Here is an 18,862-nt window from a genome sequence, read left to right on the forward strand (position 1 = left end):
ATGAGGGATATCGGCTCGCCGAGCCCGATCACTGTGCTCCTCGTCCGGGTGGGTTTTCCTCGCTCGGACGGGTGGCGCTCCCGAGGTCGTGCGCGAGTAACGCCACGTACAGCGACAACATCGACTCCGGATCTTCCAGTCGCACTCCCAGCACCTGTTCGATGCGGGCGAGTTGCTGGTAGTAAGCCGTCCGCGAAGTGTGGGCGGCGACGGCTGCGGCGGACTTGTTGCCGCCATGCGCGCAGTAGTGCCGCAGTGCCGGAACGAGGCGGCTTCCGGAAGCGGCGTCGCGTTCCAGGAGCGGGCCCAGTTCTCGCGCCGCGAAGGCGTGTACGCGTTCGTCGTCGGCGAGAAGGTGCAGCAGCCCGCGTAGCCGAACATCCTTGAGACGGTGGAACGGTTGGCCGTCGTGCTCGTCGAGGGCGGCGGCAGCGACGTGCGCGGCTTCGACCAAAGTGCGTTGTGCCTCAGCAGGTCCAGTGACCGTCGTGCCTACGCCGAGCGCGGCGGGAGCGGAAGCGCGCGCGTCGTGAATGTCGGCGGCTAGGCGCTGAAGCACAGCGTCGGCGTTGGCTTCTGGCGAGAGCGCGAGAAGCGCGCGTACGGCAGTCTCGTCGGTCGACACCAGCGCGGACACCTTCGCGCGGCGCGTCGCGAGCGCGGTGGCTTCAGCGAGCTCGCGCAAAAGCGGCGGCGTAGACAGCGTCGGTCGCGTCGTTGCGGTGATGCGCGGCCGTACCGCGAGACCGACCAACTGCCGTCCCGTCAGCGGCACCGCGAGTGCAGAAGAGCGCGCGAGGATTTCTGCCGTCGGCGCGGGCGAATTCAGCAGCTCGGTCAACACTGCGCGGTGCGCTTGCCGTTCGAGCGTGTCGGAGTCGCGCGCGACGAGACGGTGCACCGCGAGCGCGGACGCCGCTCGTTCGGCGACCACTTGGTACCGGTGCGGCGGCGGCTCGGCGCACACCAGCACCAGCCGTCCCCAGTCGTGCCCGCGCGCGCCGACCACGGTGACTAGCCAGCCCGCCGCCGAGTGGTAACCGGTGCGCTCGCCGAGCTGTACCACCCGCGACCGCGCTGGCCAGCCGATCAGCAGCTCGCCCGGGTCCGTGCCGGCTGTGTCGTAGGCGAGGACTTCGTGTTCGAGGGTTTCCAGCACGACCGGCTGTTCGGTCATTCGCGCCACCTCGGCCAGCACCGCGGCGGGCTCGGCTCCGGCGACGGTCAGCGACGTGAACGTTTCGTGCACCCGTTCCGCCGCCCGAAGCTCGGCGAGCTGCGCGTCCACGATCATTCCGTTCACTGCCTCGGTCACCGCGACATACCGCGTCTCGCGAGACAGCGTCACCAGCGGCAAGCCGCGCTGCTCGGCCGCGGTGACGAGGGCGCGCGGCAGCCGGTCGTTCCAGTGCCGCACCAGCTCGACGACCAGGCCCGCGACACCGACTTCGGCGAGGTCAGCGACGTACCGGGTCAGCGTCGCGTCGTCATCCGGGAGCGCGACGCCCGTGGTGAGCACGAGTTCTCCGCCGCGCAGCAGATGCGCGATGTCGGCGACCTCGGCCGCGTGCGCCCAGCGGACCCGCCGCTCGAGCCCGGTGCTGCCCGCGACGACGCGCGGACAGCCCTGGCGCAGCACCGGCAACGCGAGCGCCTCGGCGACGGTCGGGTACATCGGTCCCCCTTGCTGGCCGGCAGGGCACAGACTGTACGGCGGAGAGGGGTAGTCCGTACACGTTGTCGATGGCGGACCCGGGCGCCTCGCCCGGAGACTCGTGGGCACCCGACCGGAAGGAGCGGACGTCGTGACCGACCGCATCAGCCATTGGATCGACGGCAAGCCGGTCGTCGGCACCGGACCCACCGGCGACGTGTACGACCCGGCGACCGGCCAGGTCAGCGCGCAGGTGGACTTCGCCGGACCGGCCGAGGTGGACCAAGCGGTGGCCGCCGCGACCGCTGCGTTGCCGGGCTGGCGGGGCACGTCGCTCGCCGGGCGGACGCGCGTGCTGTTCGCCTTCCGCGAGCTGCTGCAGGCGCGCAAACACGAACTGGCGAAGATCGTGACGAGCGAGCACGGCAAGGTCGAATCGGACGCGGCGGGCGAAGTCGCGCGCGCGATCGAGAATGTCGAGTACGCGTGCGGCGCGGCGCAAATGCTCAAGGGCGGGTTCAGCGAGAACGCCTCCACGGGCGTCGACGTCTACTCGATCGCGCAGCCGCTCGGCGTGGTCGGGGTGATCTCGCCGTTCAACTTCCCGGCGATGGTGCCGCTCTGGTTCGTGCCGAACGCGCTGGCGTGCGGCAACACCGTCGTGCTCAAGCCGAGCGAGAAGGACCCGTCCGCGGCGCTGTTCATCGCCGAACTGCTCGCCGAAGCGGGCCTGCCGTCCGGCGCGTTCAACGTGCTGCAGGGCGACAAAGTCGCGGTCGACGGACTGCTCGCGCACCCGGACGTCAAGGCGATCTCGTTCGTCGGTTCGACTCCGATCGCGCGCTACGTCTACGAAACCGGCACCAGCCACGGTAAGCGCGTCCAGGCGCTCGGCGGGGCGAAGAACCACATGATCGTGCTGCCGGACGCAGACCTCGACCTGGCCGCGGACGCCGCCGTGTCGGCCGGTTTCGGGTCGGCGGGGGAGCGGTGCATGGCGGTTTCGGTGGTGGTCGCCGTCGAGCCGATCGCGGACGAACTGGTGGCCAAAATCGTTGACCGGATGCGAAAACTGCGCGTCGGAGACGGCCGCAAACCGTCGTCGGAGATGGGCCCGCTGGTCACGCGGGCACACCACGAGCGCGTTTCGTCCTATGTGGACACCGGAGTCGCCGAAGGCGCGGAACTGGTGATGGACGGCCGGGGCGTGGAAGCAGACGGCGCGGACGACGGATTCTGGCTTGGCCCCACACTTTTCGACCGCGTAACGCCCAGTATGGCGGTGTACACCGACGAAATCTTCGGCCCAGTGCTGTCCGTCGCCCGAACGACGAGCTTCGACGACGCGCTGGCGCTCATCAACGCCAACCCGTACGGCAACGGAACCGCCATCTTCACCGGCGACGGACGCGCGGCGCGCCGCTTCCAGAACGAGGTCGAGGTAGGCATGGTGGGCGTCAACGTGCCCATCCCGGTCCCCGTCGGCTATTACTCCTTCGGCGGCTGGAAAGACTCCCTGTTCGGCGACACGCACGCGTATGGCCCGGAGGGATTCCACTTCTTCACGCGGACGAAGGTGGTGACGTCCCGTTGGCCGGACACCTCGCACGCGGGGGTGAACCTGGGGTTCCCGAAGAACTCGTGACGCGGGTTCACCACACGCCGTTCTCGCCGACGATGCTCGCCACGGAGCCGCTGTTCCCGAACAGGCACACCGCGACGACCCGCTCGGCGGCCAGCCGCTTCCCTCGATCCGGACCGACGGCGTGGGTGCGGCCGCCCACGCGAAGCTGCCATTTTTCAGTGGTGCCCGGCCCGCGCGGGATGTGCTTGAACCCGACCGGATAGTCGTCGGTGATCGGGCCGGCGCCGAAATCGTGCGCCGGCCCGGGGAGGACTGTCAGCGGCGCGCGGAAGTCGGCGATCTCCCGCAGGCTGAGCCGGATCGCCCACCCGAGGATGACCACGGTGACCCCCACTGCCCACAACGCGGACGTGGTGAAGCCCGACTTGACCACCGCGACGATCGAGATCGCCACCTCGATCGCGACGAACCCCCAGACTCCCCGGAAGAGGCAGCCGAGCGCCTCGCCGCGCTGGCTCGGATGCGTCCTCCCGGCGAGATTGGCCGCGGCGACCTCGCCGGGATCGGCCTTCGCGGTCACGCGGCGACCACGTTGACCAGGATTTTGCTGCGCGGAGTGAGGATCGCGGCGTTCGTGCGGTTGCCGAGCACCCGCTGCCGCATGTCGTAGTCGAGCCGGTGGGACTTCCCCTGCACGACGAAATAGGTGAACGTCATGCGCTCGGTGACTTCGTACATGTACATCGCGTGCTGCCCGCGGGAAGGCGCCTTGTGCACGTGCCCGTAGTCGTGCGTCCAGCCGGGCACCACGTCGAGTTTGCCGCTGCGCACTTCCGCCAGCCGCCGCCAGATAAGTCTCCCTGGGAGCACGGCGAGCGCGAGGAAGAGAACCGTCAGGAGGTACACCTGCCAGTTCAGCGACCAGTACGACACCGGCGGCAGACCGGCGTCGGTGTGCAGTTCGTTCAGGCCTCGCACCTCGTCGCTGCTCGCTCCGATGCCGATGGGAGCCATGATCGCGGCTGCGACAAACAGGATGATCCACACGACAGCCATCGAGAAGCCCGCGTTCAGGACCATTGTCCGCTGGGACGGATGCAGCCGGCCTTCCCGGTTGGCCTGGTCGGCGGCCGCCTGCACGGTTTCCTCGCGCACGTGTTCTCCCCGCTCGCCGGTCCCGGTCACGCTGGGAGGATGTTGACCACGATTTTGCTGCGCGGGATCAGGCAGACGGTGTTGTTCCGGTCAGGTCGGAGGCGTTCGAACTGCGGCTTGGTGAGCCGGTAGGTGGTGCCGCCGGCGTTCATCTCCCATCGCGAAGTGCGGGCGAAGTAGTGGCGGACGCAGATCGGGTAGGCGTGGGACTGGCCGTCCTGTTCGAAGTTGTGGGTCCAGCCGGTGATGACGGTCAGCGGGCGGCTGAGGTTCTGGTAGCTGCGGAGGCAACTGACCAGCAAGGCCACGATAAGGAGGAGCACGAACGGCGCCGCGCCGAGAGTCTGCGCGCGGTGCGGCTCGTCGAGGATGCTCGTGGTCAGCGGCAGGACGACCGCGAACACGATCAGCGCGGCGGCCAGTCCGAGCTGGAACCGGAACCATCCGCCGACCAGCAGCGAGCGTTGGGACGGGTGCAGCCGCCCGGCCAAATTCGCGGTCGCGACCTCGGCCGGATCAGCGGGCCGCACTGTCATCGAGGACCGCCTTCGGAACCGCCGCTCTCAGAACTGCCGCCTTCGCCGCCGCCCTCTTCGCGGGCGTGCTCCTTCTCGTAGGACTCGGCGGACTCGTGCGAGCGGTCGATCTGCTCGTTCTCCTGCCGCCGCCCTTCGGCCACGACGCCGGTGGTGTCGGCGGTGTTCCACTTGGGCACGCCGCCGTCGGCTTCCTTCCACTTCGACAGGTTGAGGAAGCTGCGGTTCGGTTCGGCGAACTTGGACAGGTTGTCCGGCAGCTTGGCGCCTGTCGCTTCCTTCCAGTCCTCGGCCTTTTCGCCGGCCTTCTCCCACTTCTCGGCCCGGCTGAGCTTGTCCCAGTCCGCACCGGCCTGTTTGAGCTTGGTGGCCTTGTTCTCGACGGAGACGGCCGCGTCGACGCTCTTGTCCGTCAGTTTGCCCGCGTTCTTGCCGAGCTTGCGCAGCGCGTTCGCGGCGTCTTCGATCGCGCCCTTCGCCTTGCCCGCTTTCTGCGCGAGCTTCTCGAGCTGCTCCACGACTTTCGCGATCCGGCCGGAGATCTTCTCCGCGAGGATCCCGCCCTCGACCACCGTGTCGGCGATGAACGCGGCCACGGTCCCGCCGAACGTGCACCAGGACGACGCCAGCGCGGCCAGTCCCTTGATGATCAGCTCGCCGACGAACGACGAGATCATGTCGCGGATGATGCCGCGCTCGGTCCCGACGAGCGCGGCGGCGATCGTCATGCCGACCGAGGTGCCCTTGGCCTGCACGGACGCGCCCTTCAGAGTGGCGACGTACCCGGCGGCCGTGGTCTGGTAGGCGGAGCCGCCCTGTCCCTGGAAGTCGGGTTTCACTTTGGCTGCGGCCTGCTGGTACTGCGTCGCGCTCTCGTCGAGCTGCTTGGAGATGTTCTGCCAGGTCGTCGCCTTGGCGGTGACTGCCTCCGGGCTGCCGGCGAGCTTGTCGAGGCCCTCCTTGAGGAAGCTGATGTGCTCGATCAGCCAGCCGACCCCCGCGGCGGCCAGCGAGCCGAGCGGGTCCATCGCGGCGCCGAGCAGGTCGAGCCCGTCGGTGATGCCGTCCATGACCAGGTTGCCCCAGTCGCCCGCGCGGGCGTCGGTGATGGTCGAGGCGACGTCGTTGAAGATCCCGGTGCCGGAGGTCTGGGCGTTGAGATTGTCCATCTCGTTGCTCGACGACCCCATGTTGGTGAGCGCGCCCGAGGGCGCTTCGCTCGTCGCGACCAGCGGGTTCTCGCTCATGCCGGCAGCTCCTTCCCGACGCCGTCGACGGTGCCGACAGTCTGTTTTTCGTGGTCGCGGTACGCGTCGTGGGCTGAGCCCAGCCGGTCGGCGATGTCGTCGGCGGCACCGGCGACCAAGCCGATGAACATGCTCGCGGTCCCGGTGAAGCTCTGCATCACCGCGGCGAACGGGAGGCCGACGATGCCGAAGGAGTCGTCTCCCAGCGCCTGGCCCTGTTCCGCGGCCTGCGCTGCCGTGTGCACCCCGGCGGCGATGTCCTGCACGTCGCTTTTGTGCTGTTGCAGTGCCTCGAGATGGACTTGGTAGCCGTCCGCCATCAGTTCCTCCCCAGGAACGAGCCGCCGCCGTAGTAGTCGTCGTCATCGGTCGGGTCCGGCGCCGGGCGGGCGGGGCGCGCGGGACGGGCGGGACGGGCGGGAGGAGCGGAATCGTCCTGGGCGTCGAAGAATTGCGGCTGCGGCGTCGAAGGCGGGGCCGGTTCCTCCGGAACTTCCGGTTCCGGGATCTGTTCTTCGAGGAATTTCATCGCGTCGCTGTGCTCGCCGATCACCGGGGCCATGATCGCGGTCAGCTGCTGCGCCGCCTGGGCCTGGGCGCGCCGGGCGGTGGCCAGCACGGCGGCGGCGAGCGCGGCGCGCGGGATCTCGTCCGCGCGGGAGCCGAACTGGAGTTCCTGCAGCGCACCGGCGGTGTTGACGGTCGCGGTGACCGCGCCGTCCTGGCTCGTCGCGGTCGCCGACACGTGCTTCAGCCGTTCCTGCGCTTCGGCGGCCCGCTGCCGGATTTCGGCGATTTCGGGAGAAAGTGCGTTCATGTCGGCCACTGCTTTCGGATCGACTGGTTCATAGTCTTTCCGAGGCAGAAAACCGGGTTCCGGTTCCCCGTGCAAGCGAAGATCCGAGTTGCCCGGTTCGTCGCTATTAAAAATTGTTTGCCCGCCATTTACTCGTGGCTGCCGGGACCGGAGGGCGCGCCGGGCACTCCCGGGTCCGTAAACTCGTTGTGAGTAGCAGGAGGACCGCGAAGGAGGTGCCGGTGGCGAACACGGACGAGCGTCGCTTCGAGGTGCTGCGCGCGATCGTCGCCGACTACGTCTCCAACCAGGAGCCAGTCGGGTCGAAGACGATCGTCGAGCGGCACAACCTCGGCGTTTCCAGTGCCACCGTGCGCAACGACATGGCCGCCCTCGAGGAAGAGGGGTACATCGCCCAGCCGCACACCAGCGCCGGGCGGATCCCCACCGACAAGGGCTACCGGCTGTTCGTCGACCGGCTTTCGGAGATCAAGCCGCTCTCGAGCGCCGAGCGGCGCGCGATCACCAACTTCCTCGACTCGGGCACCGACCTCGACGACGTGCTGCGCCGGTCGGTGCGGCTGCTCGCGCAGCTCACCCGCCAGGTCGCGGTGGTGCAGTACCCGATGCTCACCAACACCGTGGCGCGCCACCTCGAAGTGGTTCCGCTCACACCGGCGCGGCTCATGCTCGTGCTGATCACCGACTCCGGCCGGGTGGACCAGCGCACCGTCGACCTCGGCGACGTGGTCACCGAGGAGACCGTGCTGCGGCTGCGCACCGTGCTCAACGGCGCGCTCGCCGGGCGGCGCCTCGCCGACGCCGCGGCGAACGTGGCCGAGCTGCCCGAGGCCGCGCCCGCGGACCTGCGCGACCACCTCACCCGGATCTGCACCATGCTGGTCGAATCGCTGGTCGAGCACCCGGAAGAGCGGATCGTGCTCGGCGGCACCGGCAACCTCACCCGCAACGTCGCGGACTTCCCCGGTTCGCTGCGCCAGGTGCTCGAAGCGCTCGAGGAACAGGTGGTGGTGCTGAAGCTGCTCGCCGCGGCCCGCAACCCCGGTGCGGTCACCGTGCTCATCGGTGAGGAAAATGAGGACGAGCAGATGCGCAGCACCTCGGTCGTGTCCATCGGCTACGGCCGGGACGACATGCTGCTCGGGGGAATGGGCGTCGTCGGGCCGACCAGGATGGACTACCCCGGCACGATCGCGGCGGTCCGCGCGGTCGCCAACTACGTGGGGCAGATCCTGTCCGGCCGCTGACCGGCGGCGGGGGCGGAACACGAAGGAGAAGGCAGAGCAACGTGGCGAGGGACTACTACGGGATCCTCGGGGTGGCCAAGAACGCGAGCGATCAGGAGATCAAGCGCGCGTACCGCAAGCTGGCCCGTGAACTGCACCCCGACGTGAACCCGTCGGAGGACGCCCAGCACCGCTTCGGCGAGGTGACCACCGCGTACGAGGTGCTCTCCGACCCGCAGAAGCGCAAGATCGTCGACCTCGGCGGCGACCCGATGGACGGGGGCGGCCGCGGCGGAGGCGGCGGCGACCCGTTCGCGGGCTTCGGCGGGCTCGGCGACATCATGGACGCGTTCTTCGGCGCCGCCGGCGGAGGCGGCGGACGGGGCCGCGGGCCGCGCAGCCGCGTGCAGCCCGGCTCCGACGCGCTGATCCGGCTCGGCCTCACTCTCGAGGAGTGCGCGACCGGTGTCGACCGCGAGATCACCGTCGACACCGCGATCGTCTGCGACCTGTGCCGCGGCGCGGGAACCGCCGAGGGCACCAGCACCAAGACCTGCGACACCTGCGGCGGGGCCGGCGAGGTCCAGTCCGTGCAGCGGTCGTTCCTCGGCCAGGTCGTCACCGCGCGCCCGTGCCCGGTGTGCCGCGGCTTCGGCGAGGTCATCCCCGACCCGTGCCGCCAGTGCGGCGGCGACGGCCGGATCCGGTCGCGGCGCGGCGTCACCGCGAAGATCCCGCCCGGCGTCGGCGACGGCATGCGGATCCGGCTGTCCGGACAGGGCGAGGTCGGCCCCGGCGGCGGCCCGGCGGGCGACCTCTACGTCGAGATCGACGAGGCCCCGCACGAGGTGTTCGTCCGCGAGGGCAACGACCTGCACTGCAACTTCCGCATCCCGATGACCACCGCGGCGCTCGGCGCGACAGTGCCGATCGCCACCCTGGTCGACGGCGACTACGAACTCGACATCGAACCCGGTACCCAGCCCAACACCGAACTGGTGCTCACCGGCAAGGGCATGCCGCGGCTGCGCTCGTCCGGGCGCGTCGACGGCCGCGGCGACCTGCACGTGCACATCGACGTCGTGGTGCCCACCAAGCTCGACGAGGCCCAGCGAGACCTGCTCGTCGACCTGGCCCAGCAGCGCGGCGAAGAAGTCCCGACGCTCGCCGCCAACGGCAGCAAGCACGGCGGCCTGTTCTCCAAGCTGCGCGCGAAGAACCGCTGACTGTGCCGGACACCACCCTGCCGGTCTTCCTCGCCCCGGCAGTGCCCGCCGAAGGCCGGGCGCTGCTCGACGGCGAGGAAGCCCGGCACGCGGCCACCGTGCGCCGGCTGCGCGTGGGGGAGCAGCTCGTGCTCTCCGACGGTGCCGGCGCGATGGCCCGCTGCGCCGTGGACGCTGTCGAAGCAGGCCGCGCGGCCACGGTCACCCTCACAGTTCTCGAGCGGTGGCAAGAGGAACCGCCCGCGCTGCGCGTCCACGTCGCCCAAGCGCTCGCGAAGGGCGACCGCGGGGAACTGGCAGTTGAACTGGCCACCGAAGCCGGCGCGGACGCGATCGTGCCCTGGCGCGCCGCCCGCAGCGTCGCCCGCTGGGACGACGGATCCCGCGGCGAGAAAGCACTCGCCCGCTGGCGCGCAACTGCCCGCTCCGCCGCGAAACAGGCCCGCCGCGCCCATGTGCCCGCCGTCGCCGAACCGGTCGGCACGCGCGAACTCGCGCAGCTGGCCGCCACGATGTCCGCGACGCTGGTCCTCGAATCCGGCGTCACCAGCAGGCTTACCGACCTCGACCTCCCCGGCGGAGGCGACGTCCTCCTTGTCGTAGGGCCGGAAGGCGGCATCACCGACGAAGAACTCGCTGCCCTCGAAGAGGCCGGAGCCACCACGGTCCGGCTCGGCCCGACGGTCCTCCGCACATCCACCGCGGCCGCAGTGGCATTAGGCGCACTCGGCGTCCTCACCGGCCGCTGGCACTGACACAGAACCGGAAAACCCGGCAGAACCCCTAAACATCCGCACCAGGTGATGGCGCGCCGCACCCCCGGCGGCTACTCTGCTTCGCAACGTGCGAAACACGAGGGTTTCAGCCCGCCCGCAGGCGGGCATTACTCTTGAGTACGAACCAGAACCCCGCCGGGCACCTCCCCCCTCGGTCCGGCGGAGCCGCGGCGGCGGTGGAGCGACCCCCAGGCTCCACCGCGCCGCGGCGTCTTCGTATCGCTGGCGCGATACTTCGCCGCCGCTGGTTCCGCCATTACTCCCGGGGGGCCGAGCCCCCCGGACCCCCACGGTGCGGTGGTTGCCTTCCGTGCGGCCGTTGCGTTGGGTGCGTCCGGTGGTTGCGTGTCGTGCGGCCGTTGCGTTGGGTGCGTCCGGTGGTGGCGTGGCGTTCGTTGGTTGCGGTCCGTATCGGGCGTTGGCTTCTGTTTGTAGGGTGGGTCTATGAGCGATGCTGGTGCTGCGGAGACGTTGTTCGAGCGGATTATTGCTGGGGAGATTCCGGCGGACGTCGTGTATCAGGACGACGCCACGTTTGCGTTTCGGGACATCAATCCGCAGGCGCGGGTGCATGTACTTGTGGTTCCGAGGAAGCGGTATCGGAACGTGGGGGAGTTGGCGGAGGCGGATCCGGGGTTGTTGTCCCGGGTGTTGTTGACGGCTCGGAAGGTGGCGGAGATCGAAGGGGTCTCTGTCAGCGGGTATCGGGTGGTGTTCAACACTGATGCTGACGCCGGGCAGACGGTGTTTCATGTGCATGCCCATGTGCTCGGCGGGGAGCAGCTGGGGATGTTCGGGAAGCCGCAGGCGGGAGTGCACTGAAACCGGGCTGCGAGTGGGTGTCGGGGACAAGTAGCATCTATGGGGTCCCTGTACGTTGACTTGCGAAGTGCGCAGAAAGCAGGACCGAGGCCACGTGGCCGGAACTGAGACGGGTGGAGCCGCCCGACCTGACAATCGGGTATCGGCCGAGGCACAGGTTCGATTTCCGATCCCGGAGGGGGCTCAGCTGAGCCTGCTGGGGTCGCGGGACGAGAATTTGCGGGTGGCGGAGGAGCTGCTGGCCGCGGACGTGCACGTGCGCGGCAACGAGGTCACGTTGACTGGCGCTGCGGCTGACGTGGCGTTCGCGGAGCGCGTGTTCACCGAATTGGTGCAGCTTGCCGGTGGCGGTCAGCAGGTGGGGCCCGACACGGTGCGGCGGACTGTGGGGATGTTGTCCAGCGGGGACGCGTCGCCCGCGGAGGTGCTGAGCCTCAACATCGTTTCGCGGCGCGGCAAGACCATTCGGCCCAAGACACTGAACCAGAAGCGGTACGTGGACGCGATCGACAAGCACACGATTGTGTTCGGCATCGGGCCCGCTGGTACGGGCAAGACGTATCTCGCGATGGCGAAGGCCGTGCAGGCGTTGCAGGCCAAGCAGGTCACGCGGATCGTGCTGACGCGTCCGGCGGTCGAGGCCGGCGAACGGCTCGGATACTTGCCGGGCACGCTGAACGAGAAGATCGACCCGTATCTGCGGCCGCTCTACGACGCGCTGCACGACATGGTCGAGCCGGAGTCGATTCCGCGGCTCATGCAGGCGGGCACGATCGAAATCGCACCGCTGGCGTACATGCGCGGCCGGACATTGAACGACGCCTTCATCATCCTCGACGAGGCGCAGAACACCACGCCCGAGCAGATGAAGATGTTCCTCACCCGCCTCGGGTTCGGCGCGAAGATCGTCGTCACCGGCGACATCACCCAGATCGACCTGCCCGGCGGGCAGCGCAGCGGGCTCCGCGTCGTGCGCGACATCCTCGGCGGCGTCGAGGACCTGCACTTCGCCGAGCTCACCAGCCAGGACGTCGTCCGGCACCGACTGGTCGGCGACATCGTCGACGCGTACGAGAAGTGGCAGGCCGTGCAGGACGCGCAAGAGCAGCAGAACGGCGGCTGGAAGGGCACCCGCCGATGAGCATCGAGATCGCCAACGAGTCCGGCGTCGACGTCGACGAGGCGTCCATCGTCTCCGCCGCGCGCTACACCCTCGAGAAAATGGAGGTCAGCCCGCTCGCCGAGCTGTCCATCCTGTGCGTCACCCTCGAGGTGATGGAAGACCTCCACGAACGCTGGATGGACCTGCCGGGGCCCACCGACGTGATGGCCTTCCCGATGGACGAGCTCGACTCCTCGCGCCGCCCCGACGCGCCCGACGCGTCCCCGGCGCTGCTCGGCGACATCGTGCTCTGCCCGGCCTTCGCGAAAGACCAGGCGAAAACCGCGGGCCACCGGCTGATCGACGAACTGCACCTGCTCACCGTCCACGGCTGCCTCCACCTCCTCGGCTACGACCACGCCGAACCCGCCGAGGAACGCGAGATGTTCGGGCTGCAGAAGCGGATCCTCGGCGAATTCCAGGCCGCGGTCGCGGCGCACCAGGCCCGCGACGCGCAACGCGACGTCGACGACCGCGTGCTCGGCATCGCTGGGCTCGACACGCCGCAGCCCGGGGAAACGTCCTAGGCTCCGATCATGGGAAACCCCCCGGCACAGGTCGTCATCGCGGTGACGCTGGTGCTGCTCGCGGGCGTGTTCGCGGCCGCGGACGCCGCGGTCGGCACGGTGTCGCAAGCCAGGGTCGACGGCCTCGTCCGCGCCGGCCGCGTCGGAGCCCGCCAGCTCGCCGCGGTCGTCGCCGAACGCCGCAGGCACATCAACCTGCTGCTCCTGCTGCGGCTCGTCTGCGAACTCACCGCCACGGTGCTGGTCACCGTGTCCTTCGTCGCCTGGTTCGACCGGCTGTGGCTCGCGATCCTGGTGTCGGCGGTCGTGATGGTGGTCGTCAGCTACGTCATCATCGGCGTCGGCCCGCGCACCATCGGCCGCCAGCACCCGTACCGCGTCGGCACGATCGTCGCCGGGCCGGTCCGCGTCCTCGGCACCGTCCTCGGCCCGCTGTCGCGGCTGCTGATCGTGCTCGGCAACGCGATCACCCCCGGCCGCGGCTTCCGCGAAGGCCCGTTCACCTCCGAGGTCGAACTGCGCGAACTGGTCGACCTCGCCCAGGAACGCGGCGTCGTCGAGGACTCCGAACGCGAGATGATCCACTCGGTGTTCGAACTCGGCGACACCGTCGCCCGCGAGGTCATGGTGCCGCGCACCGAAATCGTGTGGATCGAGCGCACCAAAACCGTCCGCCAGGCCCTCGCGCTCGCGCTGCGCACCGGCTTCACCCGCGTCCCGGTGATCGACGATTCGGTGGACGACATCGTCGGCGTGGCCAACATCAAAGACCTGATGTCCGAGTACATGGGCCCGGACGGGCCGAGCACGGTCGTCGACGCGGTGATGAACCCGGCGAGCTTCGTGCCCGACTCCAAACGGCTCGACGAGCTGCTCAAAGAAATGCAGCGCACGCACAACCACATGGCGATCGCGGTGGACGAATACGGCGGCACCGCGGGCCTGCTCACCATCGAGGACATCCTCGAGGAGATCGTCGGCGAGATCACCGACGAATCCGACGCCGACGAACGCCCCGACGTCGAGGAACTGGAAGACGGCTCGGTCCGGGTGTCGTCCCGGCTCGGCGTCGACGACCTGGGCGAACTGTTCGGCATCGACCTCGAAGACCACGACGTGGAGACCGTGGGCGGGCTGCTCGCCGAGCGACTGGGTAGGGTCCCGCTGCCGGGGGCCGAAGCCGAGGTCGCCGGTCTTCGGCTGTTCGCCGAAGGGGGCAAGGACCGCCGCGGCCGGATGCGGATCACGTCCGTGGTCGTCCGGCCGTCGTCGGCGCGCCCGCGCACCCGCCCGCCCCAGCCCGAAGAGCACGACAGGAGAGTCGAACATGCCTGACCTCGACGCCGAGGACCAGAAACTGGTCACGCTGGCCCGTTCGGCCCGCGCGCGCACCGGCGCCGCGGAAGGTGCCGCGGTCCGCGACAGCGACGGCCGCACCTACGCCGCCGCCACCGTCGACCAGCCGTCGTTCAAGCTCACCGCCGTGCAGGCCGCCGTCGCCGCCGCGCTCTCCAGCGGTGCCGAAGGCCTCGAAGCCGCCGCCGTCGTGACCGCCGACGCGCTCGTCGCCGAAGCGTCCGTGCACGCGGTCCGCGACGTGTCCAGCGCGGCGCCGATCGTCTTCGCCGATCCGTCCGGCGCCGTGGTCGAGGTGCTTCACCCGTGACTGAGCCGCACCGTTCCGGTTTCGCCTGCTTCGTCGGCCGTCCCAACGCGGGCAAATCGACGCTCACCAACGCGCTCGTCGGCACGAAGGTCGCGATCACCTCCAGCAAACCGCAGACCACTCGGCACGCCATCCGCGGCATCGTGCACCGCGACGACGCGCAGCTGGTGATCATCGACACGCCCGGCCTGCACCGTCCGCGCACGCTGCTCGGCCAGCGGCTCAACGACGTCGTGCACGAGACGTGGTCCGAAGTGGACGTCGTCGGGTTCTGCGTGCCCGCCAACGAGAAAATCGGCCCGGGCGACCGGTTCATCGCGGCCGAGCTGAAGAAGATCGCCCGGCGCACGCCGGTGATCGGCGTCGTCACCAAGACCGACCTGGTGAAGCCCGAGCAGATCGCCGAGCAGCTGGTCGCGCTGCAAGAGGTGATGGAATTCGCCGACCTCGTGCCGGTGTCCGCCGTGGACGGTTTTCAGGTGCAGACGGTCGCCGACCTGCTGGTGCAGCGGCTGCCCGAAGGACCGCAGCTGTACCCGGGCGGCGAACTCACCGACGAGCCCGAGCAGACGCTGGTCGCCGAGCTGATCCGCGAGGCCGCGCTGGAAGGCGTCCGCGACGAACTGCCGCACTCCATCGCGGTGACCGTCGAGGAAATGATCCCGCGCGAAGACCGCGACGACCTCATCGACATCCACGCGCTGCTGTACGTGGAACGCCCCAGCCAGAAGGGGATCATCCTCGGGCACAAGGGCGAACGGCTGCGCGAGGTCGGCGCGACCGCGCGCAAGCACATCGAACGGCTGCTCGGCACGAAGGTGTATCTCGACCTGCACATCAAGGTGGCCAAGGACTGGCAGCGGGACCCGAAGCAGCTGCGCCGGCTGGGTTTCTGACCGGTTCCCGTCGTGCCCGGCGGCGCGGGAAGGTAGCGTCAGGCCGAACCGTATCCGATTTGTCCAGGGGGACCGCATGACCGGCCCGTATCCGCCGCAGGGCCCGTACCCTCCTTCGTACGGCTACCCGCCGCAGTACCCGCCGCCGCCGGACAGCAACCTGGTGTGGGCGATCCTCGCGACCGTGTTCTGCTGCCTGCCGCTGGGGATCGTCGCGATCGTCAAGGCCAGCCAGGTGAACACCCTGTGGTACCAGGGATACGCGGCCGAAGCGCACCGCGCGGCGGACGAGGCGCGCAAGTGGGCGATGTGGTCGGCGCTCAGCATCGCCATCCTGATCGGGCTGTACGTGCTCGTCGCGCTCGTCGTCCTGGTGTTCGCCGGACACGTGCTCTGGTTCCGTTGAGCACCGTCTACACCGGACAGCCGGCGCGCGGAACCCGTGCGGTGGCAAGGGCTCTAGCCGGCCCCGCAGCCGCGGCGGGCGGGATCGGCCTGGCGTGCGTCGCGGTGTGGCTCGGCGATCCGACCACCCCCGGCGGCCCGCTCCCGGTGTGCCCGACGAAGCTGCTTTTCGGGATCGACTGCCCCGGCTGCGGCGGGATGCGCATGGCCTACAGCGTGCTGCACGGCGATTTTTCCGCCGCACTGCACTACAACGCGGTGGCTTTGGCGTTCGTCGCGCTCTTCGCGTGGAGCGGTCTGGCTTGGACGATCGGACGGCTGCGCGGAAGGGCGATGCGGTCCTGGCTGCACTGGCGCTGGACGCCGCACGTCGTCGCGGTCGTGTTCGTGCTGTGGTTCGTCGCGCGCAACATTCCGTTGGCCCCGTTCACCAGCCTGTCTGTCTGAGTTAGCCCCGTTTTCGCTGTCCCAGGAACTGGTTCGGGGGCCGTCGCGTCCACCGCGTCACCCGATGCGGACACCTGCTCGGCCCGGCCCGGATGAACGAGGTACGCTCCCGCGCACTGACGTGTCCACAGCGGCCGCGATCAGCACTCGCCTGCCGAGACCATGAACGAGGGGGACACTCGATGACCTATCCCTACGGCCAGCCCGGCGGCCCGCCTCAAGGCGGACCGTCGTTCGGCGCGCCGCCGGGACAGCAGGCACCGGGCTACCCCCAGCCGTACGGTCCCGCCCGGGTCTACGCGGACTGGGGCCGGCGCGCCGGTGCCTATCTCATCGACTTCGCCCCGCTCCTGGGCGGGATCGTCCTCGCTCTGCTCGTGTCGATGGCGTCCGGTGTCGCGGGCACGATCGTTTACCTGCTGGCGATTCTCGGCAATCTCGCCTGGACGGTCTTCAACCGCTGGATCAACGGCGGCAACACGGGACAGTCGCTCGGCAAGCGGATCGTCGGCATCAAACTCGTCAGCGAGGCCACCGGCGAACCGATCGGGGCCGGGATGGCGTTCGTCCGCGACCTCGCGCACGCGCTGGACAGCATGGCGTTCGCCCTCGGTTACCTGTGGCCGCTGTGGGACGACAAGGCGCAGACGTTCTCGGACAAGATCCTGAGCACGATCGTGGTACCCGCCGACCCCTCGCCCTCGGGCGCTCCGGGCGCGGCATTCGGTCAGCAGAGCGGATTTCCCGGCCAGCCCGGCGGGTTCGGGCAGCCCGGCCAGCCGGGCGGTTTCCCGGGACAGCCGGGTGCTCCGGCGGGATTCGGTCAGCCAGGCGATTTCCCCGGCCAGCCAGGTGCCGCGCCGGGGTTCGGCCAGCCCGCCTCGGCCGGATTCCCCGCGCAGCCGAACGCCGGATTTCCCGCCGCACCAGGCGGATTCGGGGCTCCGCAATCGGGATACGGCCAGCCGCCGGTCCCCGGAACTCCGCCGCAGCAAGGATTCGGGCAGCCGGGCGTCCCGCCGCAGCCCGCGTTCGGGCAGCCGGTTCAACCGCAGCCCGCGTTCGGCCAGCCAGGTCAGCCGCAGCCGGGATTCGGGCAGCCGCCCGCCGCGCCGGGTGCCGGAGCATCGCCGCAGCAGCCGGGTCCCACGGCGTTCGAGCAGCCCGAGCCGACCCAGGTCGTGCGCCCGGCCGCACCCCGGCAATCGCCGTCCGAAGCGTTCGGCGCCGCCGAGCGCACCCAGGTCGTGAAGCCGGCAGGCGAGCCGGAAGCGACGCAGATGATCAAGCCGGAAACACCGGAGCCCGGTCCGGCACAGTCCTGATCCGCACCGGATCACGGAAAGCACGGTAAGCACGAGAAACTCGGGGGAACCCAGATGACCAATCCCTACGGCCAGCCGCAGCAGCCCCAGCAGCCCCAGCAGCCCCAGCAGCCTTACGGCGGCCAGCCGCAGCAGCCCTACGGGCAGCAGCCGTACCCGCAGTCCGGCGCGACGCCGGCGCAGCCGTACCCGCAGCAGCCCTACGGCCAGCCCGCGCCGTACGGCCAGCCCGCTTACGGCGGCCAGCCCGGCGGCGACATGAGCGCCATCAAGGACTACAAGGGCTGGGCGATCGGCTGCATCTTCCTGATGTGGATCGTCGCGATCTTCGCGATCATGAAGTCGAACGAAGTCCAGACGTACAAGATGCAGGGCAACTACGCGATGGCCCAGCAGTCGTCGCAGACGACGCGCACGCTGTGCCTCGTCGCCACCATCATCGGCGCGCTCGGCTGGGTGTTCGCGATCATCATGATCATCATCAGCCTCGTGGCCGCGTCCGAGGTGCACAGCTACTACTGCACCGGCAGCTACTGCTGAACCAGGGTGTCCCGCCCCGGCATCGCCTCCCGAGTGGGACGATGTCGGGGTGGTGAACCTCTACCGCGACACCGGGGTGGTGCTGCGCACGCACAAGCTGGGCGAGGCCGACCGGATCGTCACCCTGCTCACGAGGCGGCACGGCAAGGTCCGGGCCGTCGCGAAGGGCGTGCGGCGCACGTCGTCGCGGTTCGGGGCCCGGCTGGAGCCGTTCGGGCACGTGGACGTGCAGTTCTATCCCGGACGGACGCTCGACGTCATCACCCAGGTCGAGACCGTCGACGCGTTCGCCCTGCCGCTGGTGGCCGACTACCAGCGCTACACCGCGGCGTCCGCGATCGCGGAAACCGCGGACCGGCTCTCGGCCGAAGAGGGCGAACCGGTTCTGAAGCTGTATCTGCTGGTCGTAGGCGCTTTACGAGCCTTGGCCGGCGGGCAGCGGGACGCGTCGCTGGTGCTCGACGCGTTCTTCCTCCGGGCCATGGCCTACGCGGGCTGGGCCCCGGCGATCACCGAATGCGCCCGCTGCGGCCTGCCCGGCCCGCACGCCGCGTTCAACGTCGCCGCGGGCGGCTCGATGTGCCCGGACTGCCGCATCGCGGGTTCGGTGCATCCCTCGCCCGAGGTCCTGACCCTGCTGGACGCGCTGCTGCAGGGGGAGTGGGCGGTCGCCGAATCGTCGCCCGGAATCACCCGCCGGGACGCGTCCGGCCTGGTCGCGGCGCATCTGCAGTGGCATCTGGAACGGCAGCTGCGGTCGCTCCCGCTCGTGGAGCGGCGTGCCCGGGAGACCGCCGGGCCCGGCCCAGTAGGGTCGGCCGGGTAGGAAATCCATTCTTCAGGAGGCCGC

Annotated in this window: 22 protein-coding genes; 15 read left to right on the forward strand and 7 right to left on the reverse strand. The window is 69.7% G+C overall.

Annotation, left to right across the window (positions count from 1 at the left end):
* Nucleotides 1–28 precede the first annotated feature (28 nt).
* Nucleotides 29–1,675: a PucR family transcriptional regulator gene (locus ACFXI3_RS04085; RefSeq protein WP_378397916.1), complete on the reverse strand. Its 1,647-nt coding sequence runs from the start codon at nucleotides 1,673–1,675 to the stop codon at nucleotides 29–31.
* Nucleotides 1,676–1,805: 130 nt separating this feature from the next.
* On the opposite strand from ACFXI3_RS04085, the gene ACFXI3_RS04090 reads away from it, so the two are divergent.
* Nucleotides 1,806–3,299: a CoA-acylating methylmalonate-semialdehyde dehydrogenase gene (locus tag ACFXI3_RS04090; protein ID WP_378397918.1), complete on the forward strand. Its 1,494-nt coding sequence runs from the start codon at nucleotides 1,806–1,808 to the stop codon at nucleotides 3,297–3,299.
* Nucleotides 3,300–3,306: 7 nt separating this feature from the next.
* On the opposite strand, the gene ACFXI3_RS04095 is transcribed toward ACFXI3_RS04090, so the two are convergent.
* From ACFXI3_RS04095 to ACFXI3_RS04120, 6 genes are read right to left on the reverse strand one after another with little or no spacing between them, the layout of a single operon-like run.
* Nucleotides 3,307–3,819: a hypothetical protein gene (locus tag ACFXI3_RS04095; protein WP_378397920.1), complete on the reverse strand. Its 513-nt coding sequence runs from the start codon at nucleotides 3,817–3,819 to the stop codon at nucleotides 3,307–3,309.
* Entirely contained in the window at nucleotides 3,816–4,424 is a 609-nt protein-coding gene (locus ACFXI3_RS04100; protein WP_378397922.1) for a hypothetical protein, read from the reverse strand. The genes ACFXI3_RS04095 and ACFXI3_RS04100 overlap by 4 nt, the downstream gene beginning before the upstream one ends.
* Nucleotides 4,421–4,930: a hypothetical protein gene (locus ACFXI3_RS04105; protein WP_378397923.1), complete on the reverse strand. Its 510-nt coding sequence runs from the start codon at nucleotides 4,928–4,930 to the stop codon at nucleotides 4,421–4,423. Before ACFXI3_RS04105 ends, ACFXI3_RS04100 begins: the two co-directional genes overlap by 4 nt.
* Entirely contained in the window at nucleotides 4,927–6,177 is a 1,251-nt protein-coding gene (locus ACFXI3_RS04110) for a hypothetical protein (protein WP_378397925.1), read from the reverse strand. The genes ACFXI3_RS04105 and ACFXI3_RS04110 overlap by 4 nt, the downstream gene beginning before the upstream one ends.
* On the reverse strand, nucleotides 6,174–6,497 hold the full coding sequence (locus ACFXI3_RS04115; protein ID WP_378397927.1) for a type VII secretion target: 324 nt from the start codon (nucleotides 6,495–6,497) through the stop codon (nucleotides 6,174–6,176). The genes ACFXI3_RS04110 and ACFXI3_RS04115 overlap by 4 nt, the downstream gene beginning before the upstream one ends.
* Nucleotides 6,497–6,994, reverse strand: a complete 498-nt coding sequence (locus ACFXI3_RS04120; RefSeq protein ID WP_378397929.1) for a YbaB/EbfC family nucleoid-associated protein — start codon at nucleotides 6,992–6,994, stop codon at nucleotides 6,497–6,499. Before ACFXI3_RS04120 ends, ACFXI3_RS04115 begins: the two co-directional genes overlap by 1 nt.
* A gap of 221 nt (nucleotides 6,995–7,215) precedes the next feature.
* On the opposite strand from ACFXI3_RS04120, the gene hrcA reads away from it, so the two are divergent.
* From hrcA to recO, 14 genes are all read left to right on the forward strand, one after another.
* Nucleotides 7,216–8,241, forward strand: a complete 1,026-nt coding sequence (gene hrcA / locus ACFXI3_RS04125; RefSeq protein WP_344283947.1) for a heat-inducible transcriptional repressor HrcA — start codon at nucleotides 7,216–7,218, stop codon at nucleotides 8,239–8,241.
* 41 nt (nucleotides 8,242–8,282) lie between these two features.
* On the forward strand, nucleotides 8,283–9,446 hold the full coding sequence (dnaJ, locus tag ACFXI3_RS04130) for a molecular chaperone DnaJ (RefSeq protein WP_037813614.1): 1,164 nt from the start codon (nucleotides 8,283–8,285) through the stop codon (nucleotides 9,444–9,446).
* Between the two features lie 2 nt (nucleotides 9,447–9,448).
* A complete protein-coding gene (locus tag ACFXI3_RS04135) occupies nucleotides 9,449–10,201 on the forward strand; it encodes a 16S rRNA (uracil(1498)-N(3))-methyltransferase (protein WP_378397932.1) in 753 nt (250 codons plus the stop codon).
* A gap of 465 nt (nucleotides 10,202–10,666) precedes the next feature.
* On the forward strand, nucleotides 10,667–11,044 hold the full coding sequence (locus tag ACFXI3_RS04140; RefSeq protein WP_378397934.1) for a histidine triad nucleotide-binding protein: 378 nt from the start codon (nucleotides 10,667–10,669) through the stop codon (nucleotides 11,042–11,044).
* 94 nt (nucleotides 11,045–11,138) lie between these two features.
* Nucleotides 11,139–12,185 carry a PhoH family protein gene (locus tag ACFXI3_RS04145; RefSeq protein WP_378398078.1) on the forward strand — a complete coding sequence of 349 codons (1,047 nt, stop codon included), beginning with the start codon at nucleotides 11,139–11,141 and terminating at the stop codon, nucleotides 12,183–12,185.
* Nucleotides 12,182–12,733, forward strand: coding sequence for an rRNA maturation RNase YbeY (ybeY, locus tag ACFXI3_RS04150; RefSeq protein ID WP_344283956.1), 552 nt, complete (start codon nucleotides 12,182–12,184; stop codon nucleotides 12,731–12,733). Before ACFXI3_RS04145 ends, ybeY begins: the two co-directional genes overlap by 4 nt.
* Before the next feature lie 9 nt (nucleotides 12,734–12,742).
* On the forward strand, nucleotides 12,743–14,068 hold the full coding sequence (locus ACFXI3_RS04155) for a hemolysin family protein (RefSeq protein ID WP_344283959.1): 1,326 nt from the start codon (nucleotides 12,743–12,745) through the stop codon (nucleotides 14,066–14,068).
* Complete coding sequence (locus tag ACFXI3_RS04160; protein WP_344283962.1) at nucleotides 14,061–14,399, forward strand: cytidine deaminase; 339 nt, start codon at nucleotides 14,061–14,063, stop codon at nucleotides 14,397–14,399. Before ACFXI3_RS04155 ends, ACFXI3_RS04160 begins: the two co-directional genes overlap by 8 nt.
* A complete protein-coding gene (era, locus tag ACFXI3_RS04165) occupies nucleotides 14,396–15,295 on the forward strand; it encodes a GTPase Era (RefSeq protein ID WP_344283965.1) in 900 nt (299 codons plus the stop codon). Before ACFXI3_RS04160 ends, era begins: the two co-directional genes overlap by 4 nt.
* Nucleotides 15,296–15,371: 76 nt before the next feature.
* Nucleotides 15,372–15,701 carry a CD225/dispanin family protein gene (locus tag ACFXI3_RS04170; RefSeq protein WP_344283968.1) on the forward strand — a complete coding sequence of 110 codons (330 nt, stop codon included), beginning with the start codon at nucleotides 15,372–15,374 and terminating at the stop codon, nucleotides 15,699–15,701.
* Nucleotides 15,698–16,147 carry a DUF2752 domain-containing protein gene (locus tag ACFXI3_RS04175; protein ID WP_344283971.1) on the forward strand — a complete coding sequence of 150 codons (450 nt, stop codon included), beginning with the start codon at nucleotides 15,698–15,700 and terminating at the stop codon, nucleotides 16,145–16,147. The genes ACFXI3_RS04170 and ACFXI3_RS04175 overlap by 4 nt, the downstream gene beginning before the upstream one ends.
* A 182-nt stretch (nucleotides 16,148–16,329) precedes the next feature.
* A complete protein-coding gene (locus tag ACFXI3_RS04180; RefSeq protein ID WP_378397937.1) occupies nucleotides 16,330–17,472 on the forward strand; it encodes an RDD family protein in 1,143 nt (380 codons plus the stop codon).
* Nucleotides 17,473–17,526: 54 nt separating this feature from the next.
* On the forward strand, nucleotides 17,527–18,012 hold the full coding sequence (locus tag ACFXI3_RS04185) for a CD225/dispanin family protein (protein WP_378397939.1): 486 nt from the start codon (nucleotides 17,527–17,529) through the stop codon (nucleotides 18,010–18,012).
* 49 nt (nucleotides 18,013–18,061) lie between these two features.
* On the forward strand, nucleotides 18,062–18,838 hold the full coding sequence (recO, locus tag ACFXI3_RS04190) for a DNA repair protein RecO (RefSeq protein ID WP_344283980.1): 777 nt from the start codon (nucleotides 18,062–18,064) through the stop codon (nucleotides 18,836–18,838).
* The last annotated feature ends 24 nt before the right edge of the window (nucleotides 18,839–18,862 follow it).

This window comes from Amycolatopsis sp. NPDC059235, from assembly GCF_042754125.1.
Taxonomy (GTDB): Bacteria; Actinomycetota; Actinomycetes; order Mycobacteriales; family Pseudonocardiaceae; genus Amycolatopsis; species Amycolatopsis albidoflava.